General features: G+C 68.5%; 16 protein-coding genes. 7 read left to right on the top strand and 9 right to left on the bottom strand.

The features are described 5' to 3' along the window. Positions 1 to 275 precede the first annotated feature (275 nt). Both ACFY3D_RS08080 and ACFY3D_RS08075 read right to left on the bottom strand, forming a co-directional pair. Positions 276 to 764 carry a hypothetical protein gene (locus ACFY3D_RS08080; protein ID WP_389976314.1) on the bottom strand — a complete coding sequence of 163 codons (489 nt, stop codon included), beginning with the start codon at positions 762 to 764 and terminating at the stop codon, positions 276 to 278. A gap of 284 nt (positions 765 to 1,048) precedes the next feature. Next, positions 1,049 to 1,657: a DUF6461 domain-containing protein gene (locus ACFY3D_RS08075; RefSeq protein ID WP_389976311.1), complete on the bottom strand. Its 609-nt coding sequence runs from the start codon at positions 1,655 to 1,657 to the stop codon at positions 1,049 to 1,051. Between the two features lie 698 nt (positions 1,658 to 2,355). On the opposite strand from ACFY3D_RS08075, the gene ACFY3D_RS08070 reads away from it, so the two are divergent. Next, positions 2,356 to 2,754, top strand: coding sequence for a VOC family protein (locus tag ACFY3D_RS08070; RefSeq protein WP_389976308.1), 399 nt, complete (start codon positions 2,356 to 2,358; stop codon positions 2,752 to 2,754). 145 nt (positions 2,755 to 2,899) lie between these two features. Here the strand turns inward: ACFY3D_RS08070 and ACFY3D_RS08065 are convergent, their stop codons facing one another. The 7 genes from ACFY3D_RS08065 to ACFY3D_RS08035 all read right to left on the bottom strand — a co-directional run bounded on the left by ACFY3D_RS08065 (position 2,900) and on the right by ACFY3D_RS08035 (position 7,750). Continuing rightward, positions 2,900 to 3,220: a hypothetical protein gene (locus tag ACFY3D_RS08065; RefSeq protein WP_389976305.1), complete on the bottom strand. Its 321-nt coding sequence runs from the start codon at positions 3,218 to 3,220 to the stop codon at positions 2,900 to 2,902. A gap of 49 nt (positions 3,221 to 3,269) precedes the next feature. Continuing rightward, positions 3,270 to 3,395 (bottom strand): hypothetical protein, encoded by a 126-nt coding sequence (locus ACFY3D_RS08060; protein WP_389976302.1) that lies wholly within the window; start codon positions 3,393 to 3,395, stop codon positions 3,270 to 3,272. A 218-nt stretch (positions 3,396 to 3,613) separates the two neighbouring features. After that, positions 3,614 to 3,880: a hypothetical protein gene (locus ACFY3D_RS08055; protein WP_389976299.1), complete on the bottom strand. Its 267-nt coding sequence runs from the start codon at positions 3,878 to 3,880 to the stop codon at positions 3,614 to 3,616. A gap of 443 nt (positions 3,881 to 4,323) precedes the next feature. After that, positions 4,324 to 4,950 (bottom strand): response regulator, encoded by a 627-nt coding sequence (locus ACFY3D_RS08050; protein WP_389976296.1) that lies wholly within the window; start codon positions 4,948 to 4,950, stop codon positions 4,324 to 4,326. A gap of 15 nt (positions 4,951 to 4,965) precedes the next feature. Further along, positions 4,966 to 6,318: a sensor histidine kinase gene (locus ACFY3D_RS08045; protein ID WP_389976294.1), complete on the bottom strand. Its 1,353-nt coding sequence runs from the start codon at positions 6,316 to 6,318 to the stop codon at positions 4,966 to 4,968. After that, complete coding sequence (locus ACFY3D_RS08040) at positions 6,315 to 7,037, bottom strand: ABC transporter permease (protein ID WP_389976292.1); 723 nt, start codon at positions 7,035 to 7,037, stop codon at positions 6,315 to 6,317. The genes ACFY3D_RS08045 and ACFY3D_RS08040 overlap by 4 nt, the downstream gene beginning before the upstream one ends. Next, the gene (locus tag ACFY3D_RS08035; protein ID WP_389976289.1) at positions 7,034 to 7,750 is read right to left on the bottom strand and encodes an ABC transporter ATP-binding protein; all 717 of its coding nucleotides are present in this window, start codon (positions 7,748 to 7,750) and stop codon (positions 7,034 to 7,036) included. Before ACFY3D_RS08035 ends, ACFY3D_RS08040 begins: the two co-directional genes overlap by 4 nt. Before the next feature lie 208 nt (positions 7,751 to 7,958). Here ACFY3D_RS08035 and ACFY3D_RS08030 point away from each other — a divergent pair, with 208 nt between their 5' ends. The 6 genes from ACFY3D_RS08030 to ACFY3D_RS08005 all read left to right on the top strand — a co-directional run bounded on the left by ACFY3D_RS08030 (position 7,959) and on the right by ACFY3D_RS08005 (position 13,912). Further along, a complete protein-coding gene (locus ACFY3D_RS08030) occupies positions 7,959 to 9,932 on the top strand; it encodes a glycosyltransferase family 2 protein (protein WP_389976286.1) in 1,974 nt (657 codons plus the stop codon). A gap of 69 nt (positions 9,933 to 10,001) precedes the next feature. Beyond that, entirely contained in the window at positions 10,002 to 11,075 is a 1,074-nt protein-coding gene (locus tag ACFY3D_RS08025; RefSeq protein WP_389976283.1) for an energy-coupling factor ABC transporter permease, read from the top strand. Continuing rightward, positions 11,075 to 11,839, top strand: coding sequence for a cobalt ECF transporter T component CbiQ (gene cbiQ / locus ACFY3D_RS08020; RefSeq protein ID WP_350943201.1), 765 nt, complete (start codon positions 11,075 to 11,077; stop codon positions 11,837 to 11,839). Before ACFY3D_RS08025 ends, cbiQ begins: the two co-directional genes overlap by 1 nt. A 20-nt stretch (positions 11,840 to 11,859) precedes the next feature. After that, a complete protein-coding gene (locus ACFY3D_RS08015) occupies positions 11,860 to 12,615 on the top strand; it encodes an energy-coupling factor ABC transporter ATP-binding protein (protein WP_389976280.1) in 756 nt (251 codons plus the stop codon). 121 nt (positions 12,616 to 12,736) lie between these two features. Further along, on the top strand, positions 12,737 to 13,075 hold the full coding sequence (locus ACFY3D_RS08010) for an STAS domain-containing protein (protein WP_350943203.1): 339 nt from the start codon (positions 12,737 to 12,739) through the stop codon (positions 13,073 to 13,075). Between the two features lie 63 nt (positions 13,076 to 13,138). After that, complete coding sequence (locus ACFY3D_RS08005; protein WP_350943205.1) at positions 13,139 to 13,912, top strand: SDR family NAD(P)-dependent oxidoreductase; 774 nt, start codon at positions 13,139 to 13,141, stop codon at positions 13,910 to 13,912. The last annotated feature ends 1 nt before the right edge of the window (position 13,913 follow it).

Genomic DNA, 13,913 nt, shown 5'->3' with positions numbered 1-13,913 from the left:
TCTGCGACCATCCCAGGAGAGATGCGAACGTCGCAGTTGCGAGAGCTGCCGCCGTCCGGCTACCGATCGAGACCCGTAGGTCCTTCGTACGTTCATCACGCATCACCTCACCCTTCTTGCCTCGCGTGCTGTCGTGCTTGTACGTGTACGAGACATGGGGGAAGACCATGCAGAGAAGCCCGACAAAGATTGTCATCAGTTCGGGGATCGAGTTCAGCTCAGCACCACCTGGCAATCAGCCTATGCGCATACCGGTCGTCGGCCGTCTGAGCACCCTAGTCGGCGTGCTCCAGGGTCAAGGAGCTGCTCACCGGGGCGGTTTTGGCAACGGCTTGGAACGGCGGAAAGTCCTGTGCCTCCGCAAGAGCCGCCTGCCACTCCTCATTGTCGTTAGGGAAGTAGAAGCCTGTGTCTTGGTCCGAATGAGAGCTGAGCATCCCTGAGTCCTCATAGAAGAGAACTAGCTCGATCTGCCAAAGTTCGACGAAGCCCTCGAACTGACCGTCCCTGTAGGGCACAGCCACTTGCCGGGTGAAGCTCATGCTCGGACGGCGATCATGCCAGGACCAGCGCCCCCACTGCAGGATGAACCCGTCAGAGTCGGAATCCGGTTGGGTATCGATCCCGGCAACCTTCGTTTGAGCGAACTCTGCGAATGCCGCCCACGCGGCCCTGGTGTCGGTAATGGCGCCGGGTGCTTGCCCGTGCTGGCGCAGGATGCTGGCAAGAAGGTGAGGGCTGGCCCGCCAGTCGACGAGGGTCATGGCGGGACCATACCGTCGAGCGCCGTCAACTCTGATGGGATGACAGGGCAGGTCGCTGTCAAGCATGTCCCGGGACACGACAAACGTCGTACTGCGATCACTGCCGAATTGTTCTTATGGTTATCAAGCGGCGGCGCGCCGCGCCGCCGTACCCGGCCCTCTGCCGCCCGCCGCCCGGGCGTGCGGCGTGGGCGCCGGTCCCGGCCGGCGGCGCCCCGGGCCCTCCACCGACCCGCGCGCCCGCCGTAACCAATCAACGCGCCGACCATCGGCACGCCGCCGCATCAGGCACGCGAAACGACAGCACCGCCCAGCAGCGACCTGTCCAAGACGTCCTGAGTCAGGATGACGCCGGTCAGACGAAACGCGAGCAGCAGAGCACCGTCCAGCGTCGGGTGATCGAAGATTTCCTCTTCGCTCTCGTCTCCGTCTCCTGGTGCGTATCCGGGATCGAAGCCCACGGCCCGCATGGTGTCCACAAGGCGGTCTGGGTCGCTCCCATACCGCCATGCGGGAATCATCGGGTCGAAGGAGGTCACCATCTCCCCATCAACGGCGTACCCAAAAAGATGTGCCGAGTGGTCCTGCCGCATGACCATCACAGCCTCCGTCCCAGCCGACAGCGCTCGTAGAACACCGGGCTCCGACGCCCTCCAGCCATGCGGCTCGATGAGTACCGTCCAACCCTCTAGACGCCCGGCTAAGACCGTGCCGGGGAACAGCCCCTCATCTATCAGTTCCTTACAGGTGAGCAGCCGGATACTCCTCTCGCTAGCACCCATGCGCCGAAGCGCTTCGGCCTCGTCGAGCCCTCGCGCGAAAGCCAGACACCACTGATCACCCAACTCATAGCCCCTGGCGAGCCAGGCGACATCGGCATATGTGATCTCCATCCACACCACTCCTCATCCGTCCCCTCAGGTATATCGCCACGGTAACGATCACCTTCGACATCCGTGAGTCCTGTCGGCTTCTGCGGTTTCGAACACCATGTGCCTCCGGCGGGGGCCTCCGACTCCGGGATGGTCGCCAGGGCAGAGGTCGTAGGTGGCTGGGGCCGGATTTTCCCGTCGCCGTCGTCCCAGGACGAGCCGAGCAGACCGGGGCCAGGGCGCCAAGGTCGTTCGTCCGGTGGGGCGCTCCACCTTGGCGCCCTGGCCCCGGCCCGCTCCCCGGAGGGTGGGACGACGGCGACGGGAAGATCCGGCGGGGGAGGTGTGTGCGTCCGCACGGGTTCTCAGGCCGTGCCCGTTGCGTGCCCGTCAGGAGGGGCGCCAAGGGGGAATCACGGGGACTCACGGGCAAGGCGAAACCCCCTCTGACCTGGAACGCAGCAGCTCACGGGGTCGCGTACCGAGATCTTGTAAACTGTAGGTCAGGGGTTCGATTCCCCTCGTCGGCTCGTGACAAAGGGCCAGGTCAACCGGCATCCGGTGACCTGGCCCTTTGATCGTTAAGCGGACTTTTTGCCTTTTCGTGCCATCCGCGTGCCCCGGTCTTCTTCGTGGCCGTCTCGCGTGCTACTTCGAGTGCCTTCCCGGGGCCTCCACGATGGCCGTGGCGCGGTCCTGATCTGTGGCAGGATCGCGGGATGCTGCAACTCACCGATTTCATCATCGACTGCCCGGACACGATGAAGCTGGCAGCCTTCTACTCTGAGGTGACAGGCCGCCCGATCAAGGAAGACAGCCACGAGAACTGGGCCGGCATCAAGTTCGGTGAGGTCGAGCTGGCCTTCATCCGGGTGGACGACTACCGCGCTCCGCAGTGGCCCGACAGCGAGCACCCCAAGCAGTTCCACCTCGACTTCGAAGTGGACGAGATCGAGTCCGAGCAGCGCCGCGTCCTCGACCTCGGCGCGACGCTGCGGCAGGACGTCATCGGCCCCAACGGCTATGGCTGGCGGGTCTACACCGACCCGATCGGCCACCCCTTCTGCCTGTGCCGGAACAAGGGCGTCGTCTGGACCGACCAGGGCCTGGTGGTCTGACCCTGGTCATGGGGCAGCCATCACAGCTGTACAGGTCGCGATCGCGCGGTGGCTGATCACCGAAGCGGTTGACGGTGATCGAACGTCCGCTCGGTCGATGTCGGTGGTCTGTTGACCTGACCTTCCACCGGTCAAGGGGGATCGGCTACGTGGACGACGTCCGGTGGTCGCTCGTGTGCCGGGCGGACGTCCCGGACGGCGGGGTCTCCTTCTGGTCGAAGGTGATCACGATGTATCTGCCGTTGGCGTAGCTGACCACGGGCCGCTGGAGCATGTCACCCGCGTGGCGGGCGACCCTCTGCCACAACTCCACCATCTCCGGAGTGTCGGCGGTTATCCTGAAGCGCCCGTTGGTGACGAGGTTCTGAACGACCAGGGAAGTGAAGTTCGCCTCGGCCCGGGCCCTCTCCTCTGAGTCGAGGGGGGTACGCCGGGGCACGAGGTGCGGGCCGGGAGGGTGAATCATCGAATACCTCCAGCGTGGCCGCCGATGACGGCCGCGAGACCGTAGGCGATCACGTCGGGGGGCGCGACCCGGGGACGGGGGCGGTCGCCACGCTCATCGCGATGCCCACCAAGATCCCGACGATCCCGACGAGCGCTGCCAGGTCGGCGTCGGCGGGATTCGTCCCTCGGCTCACGGTCTCACCTTAAAGCGCGAGGCGTGGAACGCGCCGCGCGATCGCCACCGGACTTCTTCATGGCCGTCTTGGGCGTCTCGCCCAGAACTTCTGTGATGACCCTGTCGCGGTGGTGGCCGACGCGCCGGTAGATCGGCCCGAGCGGAAGAACGCCATCGGACGGTGGCGAGAATCGGGCTGCCCGCGCATCGCGCCCAGCCGCCCCACCGCACAGAGCCCTATGACTGCCCGCGGCGGAAGATGCAGGTCATCTGTGTGACGGAGTCCGCGTACACACTCTCCGACACGTGACTGAGCGCCCACCCCTCACGTTCGATCCCCTCGATCAGATCGGCCGCCTCAGGGCTTGAGGAAGCCCCGGAACCGCTGTAGTCGATCCGAAGGCGGGACACGAAGACCTTGCGTCCTTCCGCGTGCGCCTGCCGAGCCTGCTCGACGGTCTCGGTGATTTCCTGTCCCTTGTCCTTGGACTTAAAGAAGCTCATGATCGTCCGACTCCTTCACGAGAGCTGCCCCAGCGGGGTCACCAAGGAATGCAACGACCTCGTGTCCGAGTGGGTTCCGCCGGAGGGCGACGATCAGGCCTCAGGCTTGGGAGTGATCATTCGGGTGCGAAGGTGGTGCCGATTCTCGCTAAAGGCCGGTTATGCGATCACGGGGTGGGTGTTCGGTAGCGTGCCGGGTGGCAATCGGCCGGCGAGTGTTGGAATGGGGATGGGAATCGGCCGGACGGGTCCTCGGGCCGGGCAGCGCGTGACCCGATAGCTCCTTGAGACCGGTTTTCTGGAGTTGGTCAGCCTCGGGCTGTTCCTCTACCCGGGGCGTCGGCACGTCGCGGTTCCCGGAGGATTCCCGCTCGGTTCCTGCGTGAGCTTCGGCGGGCGCGGGCGGACGTCCAGCGGTCGCGAAACCTCGGAGGCAGGGACGCTCACTCTGAAACGGCCGGTTTGAGCAGGCCGGTCTCGTAGGCCGCCGCGACCGCGGCCGCCCGGTCGTTGACGCCGAGTTTGGCGAAGATGTGCAGCAGATGCGTCTTCACCGTCGCCTCGGTGATGAACAGTTTCGCGGCCACCTCGCGGTTGGTCGCGCCACGGGTGATGAGGCCGAGCACCTCGGTCTCCCTGCGGCTCAGCACCCGTTGCCTCGGGGTGCGCACCCTGTGCGCCAGCACGCCGGCCACCGAGGGGGACAGCACCGTCTCGCCGCGGGCCGCCGCCCGTACGGCGTCACGCAACTCGGCACGCGGAGTGTCCTTGAGCAGGTAGCCGGTGGCGCCCTGTTCGATCGCGGGCAGGACGTCGGCGTCGTCGTCGAAGGTGGTCAGGACCAGCACGTGGATGCCGGGCGTCTGTTCACGCAACCGGCGGATGATCTCGGCACCGCTCATCTTCGGCATGCGCAGGTCCATGAGCACGACATCGGGGCTCGTCCGCAGCGCGACGGCGAGGGCCTCCGGTCCGTCGGCCGCCTCGCCGACGACCTCGAAGGCGTCGTCGCCGGTGAAGATCCCGCGCAGCCCGTCGCGGACGACGGGGTGGTCATCGACGATGATCATACGAATCGGCATGTCTCAGACCGCGTTTCCGTGGTTTCCGTGGTTTCGGTGGTTTCGGTGGTTTCGGTGGTGGCCGAACGAGCCGGGGCCCGCGTCGGCGTCCGTGTTTGCGTCCGTGTTTGCGTCCGTGTCCGTGTCCGTGTCCGCGTCCGTGTCGGCGGGAGGAATGGCGGGGACGGTCGCCGAGATGCCCGTTCCCTGGCCGGGGGCCGTCTCGATCACGAACTCACCGGCCAGCCGGGTGACTCGCTGGCGCATCGCGATGAGGCCGAAACCGCCCGGGAGCGAACCGTCCGCCGTTCCCGGGGTGAAGCCGCATCCGTCGTCGCGCACGTCCAGCACCACGACATCCTCCATGTACGACAGGGTGAGTCCGACCCGGGTGGCCGAGAGGGCGTGTCGCGAAACGTTGGCCAGCGCCTCCTGCGCTACCCGCAGCAAGGTGGTCTCCACCTCCGGGTGCAGCGGCCGGGGGTCTCCGGTGACCGACACGGAGGCGGGTTTGCCGGTGGTTCGCGACCATTTGGTGGTGACATCGTGAAGGGCGGTGGCGAGCTGGGCCTCGTCCAGCGGTGCCGGACGCAACCCCTGGACCGATCGCCGTGCCTCGTTCAGGCTCTCCCTGGCCAGGGTGCGTGCCGTGTGCAGGCGCGCGCGGACGACCGGTATGTCGTCGAGCGCGTCGTCGGCGGCTTCGAGCTGGGTGAGGATGCCGGTCAGGCCCTGCGCGATGGTGTCGTGGATCTCCCTCGCCATCCGCTGCCGCTCCCCGAGCACGCCGGCCTCACGAGCGCTGGTCAGGAGCCGGGCCTGCAGGTCCGCGTTCTCCTCCGCGACCGCGGCGAGTGCGGCGCCGGTCTTCCTCAACTGAAGGATCATCGCTTTGCGCTGGTCGTTCTGGTCGGAGACGATCCGAATCAGCAGGCCGATCGCGGAGGCGACCAGCGTCGCGACGAGGAAGGCGTAGAGCATCTCGGCCGGGGAGCGTCCGGGGCGAGGGGTGACGGTGACCAGCACACCGGCCGTCGCGGCCACACCCGCGTACGCCCACCTGCCGGGCAGCAGGGTGAAGGCCTGGATGAACGCCCCCACGCCTGTCACCGTGAACATCGTGTCGATTCCGATCAACGTCCCGATGACGGCGAGCGTCACGGCGAAGTAGACGGCCATCGCGATCGGCCGTTCGGTCCAGGCGGGGTGCGAGGTCACCATGAACCAGTGCCAGGCTCCGGCGAGCACCGCGAGTGCCAGCACCTCCGGCCTCCAGTCCCGCAGCAGGGAGAAGACCGTCGGAAGCAGCAGGAACACGTACGGCAGGGCGAGCCGGGCGTGATCCCAGCGTGAGGTGTCGAGGTCGGCGCCGGTCACCACCGGAAGGCCCTGACGGCGACGCCGCCGGCGACGACGGCCGTCGCCACCATGAGCCCCAGGGTGACCGGGGCGATCGCATCGCCCTCCCACGCGGCGCGGATCGCCTCGACCACGGGGGCCATCGGGGTGAGGTCGCCGATGGCGCGCATCGAGCCGGACATGGTCTCCCGGGGGATCATGGCACCGGAGAGGAAGACCATCGGGAAGAACACGCTCAGCCCGATCACGGTCGCGGCGCGGCCGTTCGGGACGAGAGCGCCGATGAAGAGACCGATGGCGCCGAGGCTCAGCGCGCCGAGTGTCCAGGCCAGCAGGAAGCCCGTGGTGTCGGCCGGCGCCGACAGTCCGAGAACGGCCAGTCCGATGGCGATCAACAACGCCGTCCCGATCGCGGCCACCAGCGTGTGAGCGGCCCACTGGGCACCGAACAGCATCGCGGGTGAGGCGGGAGTGGCGCGCAGCCGCTTCAGGACGCGGCGTTCCCTGTACTGCGCCAGCGTGGCAGGGAGGACGACCAGCCCGGCCAGTCCGATGACGAAGACGCTCAGCATCGGCACCGTGGCGTCGATGACCGGCAGCCCGCCGGGAAGGGTCTTGCCGGTACGCGTCTTGACCCACAGCATGATCGCTGGGAAGACGAGGGCGAAGAACCCCGACATCGGATCACGCACGATCAGTTTGAGTTCGACCGCGATGACTCGCGTGATGCCTTTCACGTCGTCTCCCCTCCGGTCAGGGCGAAGTACGCGTTCTCCAGCGAATCGGAGCGCCCCTTCGTGATCAGTTCGCGTGGGCCGCCCTCGGCGACGACGCGACCCCGGTCGATGATCGCGATGCGGTCGCACAGGGCCTCGGCCTCGTCCATGAAATGGGTGACGAGAACGACGGTGACCCCGCGCTCGCGCATGTCGCGGATCAGGCCCCAGGTCATCCGGCGGGCGGAGGGGTCCAGGCCCGTGGTCAGCTCGTCGAGGAAGACGACCTCCGGGTTGCCGACCAGGGCCAGCGCGATGAACAGCCGCTGTTTCCAGCCGCCGGACAGCCCCGCGAAGCGGGTGCTCCTCTTGTCCGCCAGTCCCCACTCGTCCATGAGTTTCCGCCAGTCGGCGGGCCTGTCGTAGAAGGAGGCGTACATCCGCAGCGCCTCACCGACCTTGATCGCGTCGGGCAGGGCGGCCTCCTGCAGTTGGACGCCGACGCGTTGCAGCAGCGCGCGCCGATCGTCTTGGGGGTCCAGCCCCAGTACGCGCAGGGTGCCGCCGTCCCGTCGCCGCAGTCCCGACGCGCATTCCACGGTCGTGGTCTTTCCCGCTCCGTTGGGGCCGGCGATTCCGAAGATCTCCCCGTGCTCCACCTTCAGGGAGAGGCCGTCCACCGCCTTGCCGTCCCGGTAGCTCTTCCTCAGGCCGTCGATCTCGATGACTGTCATGTTCCGAGAATCATCGGTGGACGGCCCCTTCGGAATCCACTGGATGGTTGATGGGGCAAGGCGGAGGAAACGGGGGCTTAACTCCCCGGACGGTCTCTCGTGTCGGCGGGTTGGGGAGGCAACCCTGGAGATTCGCCCCGTACGGGCGTCCCTTTGTCACATACTGAGACGCTAGATAAGCGGAGAGTGACCGACGAGGGGCGCGGCGGTGACAGTAACGATCCTCCAGCGAGTCCGCACGGGGCGGGGTGGCTGTGACATCACGAGCATGGAGCGGGGCGGCCACGGCGTCACGAGTGTGGAGCGGGGTGGCCATGACATCACGAGCGAGGAGGCGCTTCGGTCCGACATCGACGTCACCGTGATCGTTCCCCTGCACAACTGCGGTCCCTATCTCGACAGATGCCTGACGTCGCTGCTGATCCAGCGCGTCGCCCTGGAGGTGGTGGTCGTCGACGACGGTTCCACCGACGGCGGTGTCGCGCTGCTCGACCTCTACGCCTCCTGCCACCGCGGTGTGATCCGCGTCGTCAGGCAGGAGGCGTCGGGCGGCGCCGGGCGCCCGCGCAACGTCGGGCTCTCCCACGCGCGCGGCAGATACGTCTTCTTCTGCGACGCGGACGACTACCTCGGCCCTCAGGCGCTGGAGCGGATGCTCGCGATGGCCGACCGCAACGGTTCCGACATCGTGCTCGGGAAGATCGTCGGGCATGACCGCAAGGTGCCGATCTCGATGTTCAAGGAGAACGCCGAGCGGGTGCCGCTCGGCGACAGCGCGGTCTACAACAGCTTGAGCTGCTTCAAGCTGTTCCGCAGGGAGATGCTGGAGCGGCACGCCATCCGTTTCGACGAGACGCTCCTGGTGGGGGAGGACGTCGTCTTCACCACCCACGCCTACTGCCACGCGGAGGTGATCTCGGTGGTCGCCGACTACGACTGCTACCACCTGGTCGCCCGGCCGGACGGCACCAGCATCATGCAGCGGCCGGGAAGCCGCGATCCGGTCTCCTGGCTGCGGATGATCAAACGGCCGGTCGAGCTGATGCTCGCCCACGTGCGTCCGGGAGACCTCCGCGACCACCTCCTGCGGCGTCATTTCCGGATGGACGCCTTCGGTAACCTCGGCAGGCCCTTCCTGGACGCCGGGGAGGTCACGCGCAAGGAGATCGTCGCCGAGGTGGCCGACATGTGCGAGCGGTGGCTGACCGACGGGGTCCGCGAGCGGCTCCCGGCGATCGACCGGAGTCGGATCGCCGCCCTGCAGGACATCGACCGCCTGGTGCGGCTGGCGCACATCGAGTCGGCCTCGGTCCGCCGGGAGCTCACCGCGCTGCGTTGGGAGCGGGAACGGGAGGGGCGGCTGGCGATCTCGGGCAAGGTGGCGCTGAGCACGCTGGAGCGTTACGGCAGCCCGGAGATCACCGGCGGGGATCTCGCCCTGGTGCTGCGGCGCCGGCACACGGGTGTCGGCCCTTGTGACGAGGTCGTGGTTCCGGTGGACGGCGACTGCGCGGGGTTCACCGGGACCGTCGACGTCACCACCCTGTCCTCCGGCATCTGGGACGTCCACGTGAGTGTCGTCTTCGAGGGGGTGCCCCGGCTCGCGCGTCTGGGCACCGAAGGGGAGGGGCCGATCGCGCCGCCCGCGCCTCGCGTGGTGGGCGATGTCGTCGCCGTCGTCGCCCTTCCGTACTTCACCCACCCGTACGGCAACCTCAGCCTCGACATCGGCGGGCACGTGGTCTCGGTGCCGGGGAGCGTGCGGCTGGTGCGCGCCCGCTGGGCCGCCGGGCACCGGCTGGTGCTCGACGGCGAGGTCAGCGTGGGCACGGATGCTCCGGCGGCGGACGCGGTGCGCTTTCTGGTCTGGCGGGAGCGGGAGTCGAGCCGGGAGCGGCGCGAGCCGGTCACGGTCGGCGAGGGCGGCGCGTTCACGGCCTCCCAGGCGATGGGGCGACTGGGGCCCGGCACCTGGGACGCCTACCTGGAGCTCGACCTGGGTGGGCCGCCCGCGCGCTTCAGGATCGAGGCGATGCCCGAGGCGATCGAGCATCCGCGCACGTGGTGGCGTGGCGCGGTCAGGTGGAGTGTCAGGCCCTACGCCACGGCGGGGAAGGGCAGGCTCAGCACGGTGGTTCGAACCCTCGGCCCCAGAACTTTCATCAGACGTATCGTGCGTTAATGCCACCTTCTTGCAACTACAAGCCCATGGCCTAAAGTTAGGGGCAAATCCGCATTTCGGAGGCTTGTAGTGCACGTACCCGATGGCTTTTTCAACGCCGCCGTCTCGGTGTCGGCGGGGGCGGTGGCCGCCGCCGGTGTGGCCGTGTGCCTGCGCGGCGCCCGTCGCGAACTCGACGACCGCACCGCTCCGATGGCCGGACTGGTCGCCGCCTTCGTCTTCGCGGTCCAGATGCTCAACTTCCCGGTCGCCGCGGGGACCAGCGGGCACCTTCTCGGCGGTGCGCTGGCCGCGATACTCGTCGGCCCTTACACGGCGGTGTTGTGTGTGGCCGTCGTCCTCCTGGTGCAGGCGTTCTTCTTCGCGGACGGCGGGCTGACCGCGCTGGGCGTCAACATCACCCTGATGGGCCTCGTCGCCGTGCTGGTCGGGTGGGGTGTCTTCCTCCTGATCACCCGGAGCGTGCGAAACAGGGGCGTCGTGGTGGCGGCCTCGTTCGTCGCGGCGCTGCTCTCGGTGCCCGCCTCGGCGCTCGCGTTCACCCTGCTGTTCTGGATCGGCGGCACCGCGCCCATCGAGATCGGCACGGTCGCCGCGGCGATGGGCGGCGTGCACCTGCTCATCGGCGTGGGGGAGGGCCTGATCACCGCGGTCACCGTCAGCACCGTGCTCGCGATCCGGCCAGACCTGGTCTACGGCGCCCGCGGAATCGTCGCGCCGCTGGTCCTGCGTGGCGCGGACGGCGACGTGATCGTCACCCCCGGATCCCCCGGACCCCCCGGATCCCAGGGGGCTCAGGCGCCGGTCGCCGCCCGCCGTCCCGGCTGGTTCCTGCCCGCGGGAATCGCGGTGGCGGCGCTGCTGGCGGGCGTCGTCAGCTTCTACGCCTCCTCCTCGCCCGACGGCCTGGAGTGGGTCGCCGAGGACAAGGGCTTCAGCGACCAGGCGACCGACCACTCGCTGGGTGAGCAGCCGCTCGCCGACTACGGGGACGTGGGCGGCATCCCGGTGGGCGCGGCGGGAGTGATCGGCGTCGGGGTGACGCTCGCCGTCGGCGGCGGGGTGTTCTACGCCGTGCGCCGCCGGGGCGACCACGGTGACGGCACCGGCTCCGACGACAGCGACAAGAAGGTGTCCGCCTAGTGGGATCGGGCCACCACCACCAGCTCCACCGGCCGGGCGACACGCTCGTGCACCGGCTGCCGCCCCAGTGCAAGCTGGCGGCGGTGGCCGGGTTCGCCGTGGTGGTGGTCGCCACCCCGCGCGAGTGGTTCTGGGCCTTCGGGTTGTACGCCGCGCTCCTGGCCGTCGTGGCGGCCCTCGCCCGGATCCCGGCCGGGTTCGTGCTGCGGCGGATGGTGGTCGAGGTCCCGTTCGTGGTGTTCGCGCTGGCCATCCCGTTCATCGGGTTCGGCGAGAGGGTGACCTTCATGGGGCTCTCGCTCAGCGTCGCCGGCCTGTGGGCCGCCTGGAACATCCTGGCCAAGGCGACCCTGGGCGTGGTCGCGAGCGTGCTGCTCGCGGCCACCACCGAGCCACGGCTGATACTGCTGGGCGCCCAGCGTCTGAGGCTGCCGCCGCTGCTGGTGCAGATCGCGATGTTCATGCTCCGCTACATGGACGTGATCCTGGACGAGATGCGCCGGATGCGGGTGGCGAGGGAGTCGCGCGGGTTCGTGGCCAGGGACGTGCGGCACATCCCGGTGATCGCCAGATCGGCGGGGGCGCTGTTCATCCGCTCGTACGAGCGGGGCGAGCGGGTGCACCTCGCGATGCTCAGCCGGGGCTACACCGGTGTGATGCCGGTGATCCAGGACCTCTCGGCCGCCTCGCGGCAGTGGCTCGTCGCCGGTATGTTGCCGGGTGCGGCACTCGCCGTGTTACTCGGGAGCTGGGGGTTCGTGTGACAGTGCCGTCCTCGCGGCCCGTGCCGGCCTCGTCCCCGCCGCCCGCGCCGCTCTCGCTGGAGGTGAGCCGCCTGGCGTACGCGTACCCGGACGGCACGCAGGCGTTGTTCGGTGTGGACCTTCGGGTGGAGCGCGGTGAGCGGGTCGCGCTGCTCGGGCCGAACGGCGCGGGCAAGACCACACTGGTGATGCACCTCAACGGCATCCTGACCGCCGGGCACGGCACGGTGGCCGTGGCGGGACTGCCGGTCGGCAAGGAGTCGCTCAGGGAGATCCGCAGGCGGGTCGGGCTCGTCTTCCAGGACCCCGACGACCAGCTCTTCATGCCGACCGTCCGGGAGGACGTGGCCTTCGGCCCGGCCAACATGGGCGTCGCGGGTGAGGAACTGGAGCGGAGGGTCAAGGACGCGCTGGAGCGTGTGGGCATGCTGGAGACGATCGACAGGCCACCGCACCACCTGTCGTTCGGCCAGCGCCGCCGGGTCGCGGTGGCGACGGTGCTGGCGATGGAGCCGGAGATCCTGGTGCTCGACGAGCCCTCCTCCAACCTGGATCCGGCCTCCCGGCGCGAGCTGGCCGAGATCCTGCGAAGGCTCGACGTGACCGTCCTGATGGTCACCCACGATCTGCCGTACGCGCTGGAGTTGTGCGAACGCTCGCTCATCCTCTCCGGGGGCGTGATCGCCGCGGACGGGCCGACCCGTGAGATCCTCGCCGACGCGAGCCTCCTCGCCGCCCACCGGCTCGAACTGCCGTACGGTTTCGCCGCCCCCTGACGGCGGCGCCTCCGGTCGTGGGGCTCGTGCCATACGAACTTCCTGTGAACAATCGCGCATGACCTCGCGTGCAGTGCGGGCGAAGTAAAGTGGATCTGCCCTTCGGGCGCGAGGAGGACTGATGAAGCTACGGCTGGCTCGCCGCGCCGTCGGTGACGCCGTGGTGGTGGCTGTCGAGGGCGAGCTCGACCTGTTCACCGCTCCCTTCCTGCGAGACGAGGTCCGCGACGCGATCAAGCTGGATGGCGCGCGGCTCGTCCTCGATCTCACCGCCCTGTCCTTCATGGACTCCAGCGGCCTGTCCGTGCTGATCGAGGCATGGCGGCTGGCCACGGGCGAGGGCGGCGGGGTTTGCCTGGCGGCACCCCAGCCTCCGGTGGCCCGGATCCTCCGCACGACGGGCCTCGACCGGCGGATCAAGGTCTATCCCGACGTGAGCAGTGCCGTCGGGGAGATCTAGCGTCGGCGAGTTTTACCCTACCCCGAGTAGAACTTCATTCGGTCCGCGCGTTAAAGTCCGCACATGGACGTGAACGGAGCAGCAGCAATCATCTCGGGCGGTGCCAGCGGTCTCGGTGAGGCCACGGCCCGCGACCTCGCCGCGCAGGGTGCCCTCGTCGTCATCGCCGACCTCAACGAGGAGCGCGGCAAGTCACTGGCCGACGAACTCGGTGGCGTCTTCGTCAAGACCGACGTGTCGGACGAGAACCAGGTGCAGGCGGCTGTGGACGCGGCCGTGGCGACCGGCAGGCCGCTGCGTGTCGTGGTGAACAGCGCGGGCATCGGCTGGGCGAGCCGGACCGTGGGCCGTGACGGCTCGCCCCACGACCTGGCCTCGTACCGCAAGGTCATCGAGGTCAACCTGATCGGCACCTTCAACCTCATGCGCATCGGCGCCGCCGCGATCGCGAAGACCGAGCCGGTCGACGCGGACGGTCAGCGCGGTGTAGTGATCAACACCGCCTCGGTGGCGGCGCTGGAGGGACAGATCGGCCAGGTCGCCTACTCGGCGTCCAAGGGCGGCATCGTCGGTATGACCGTCCCCGCCGCGCGTGACCTCGCCGCGATCGGCGTGCGTGTCAACACCGTCTGCCCCGGCATCATCGACACCCCGATCTACGGTTTCTCGCCCAACGCCGACGAGTTCAAGGCCAAGCTGGTGGCTCCGGTGGTCTTCCCCAAGCGCATGGGGCTCGCCTCCGAGTTCGCGCACCTGGTCCGCTCGTTGATCGAGAACGACTACATGAACGCCGAGACGATCCGTTTCGACGGTGGTATCCGCTTCCAGCCCAAGTAGG

Source organism: Streptosporangium sp. NPDC000509 (assembly GCF_042898365.1).
GTDB lineage: Bacteria > Actinomycetota > Actinomycetes > Streptosporangiales > Streptosporangiaceae > Streptosporangium.
Note: the sequence above shows the minus strand (reverse complement) of the source record. Positions and strands in the feature narration are given on the sequence as shown.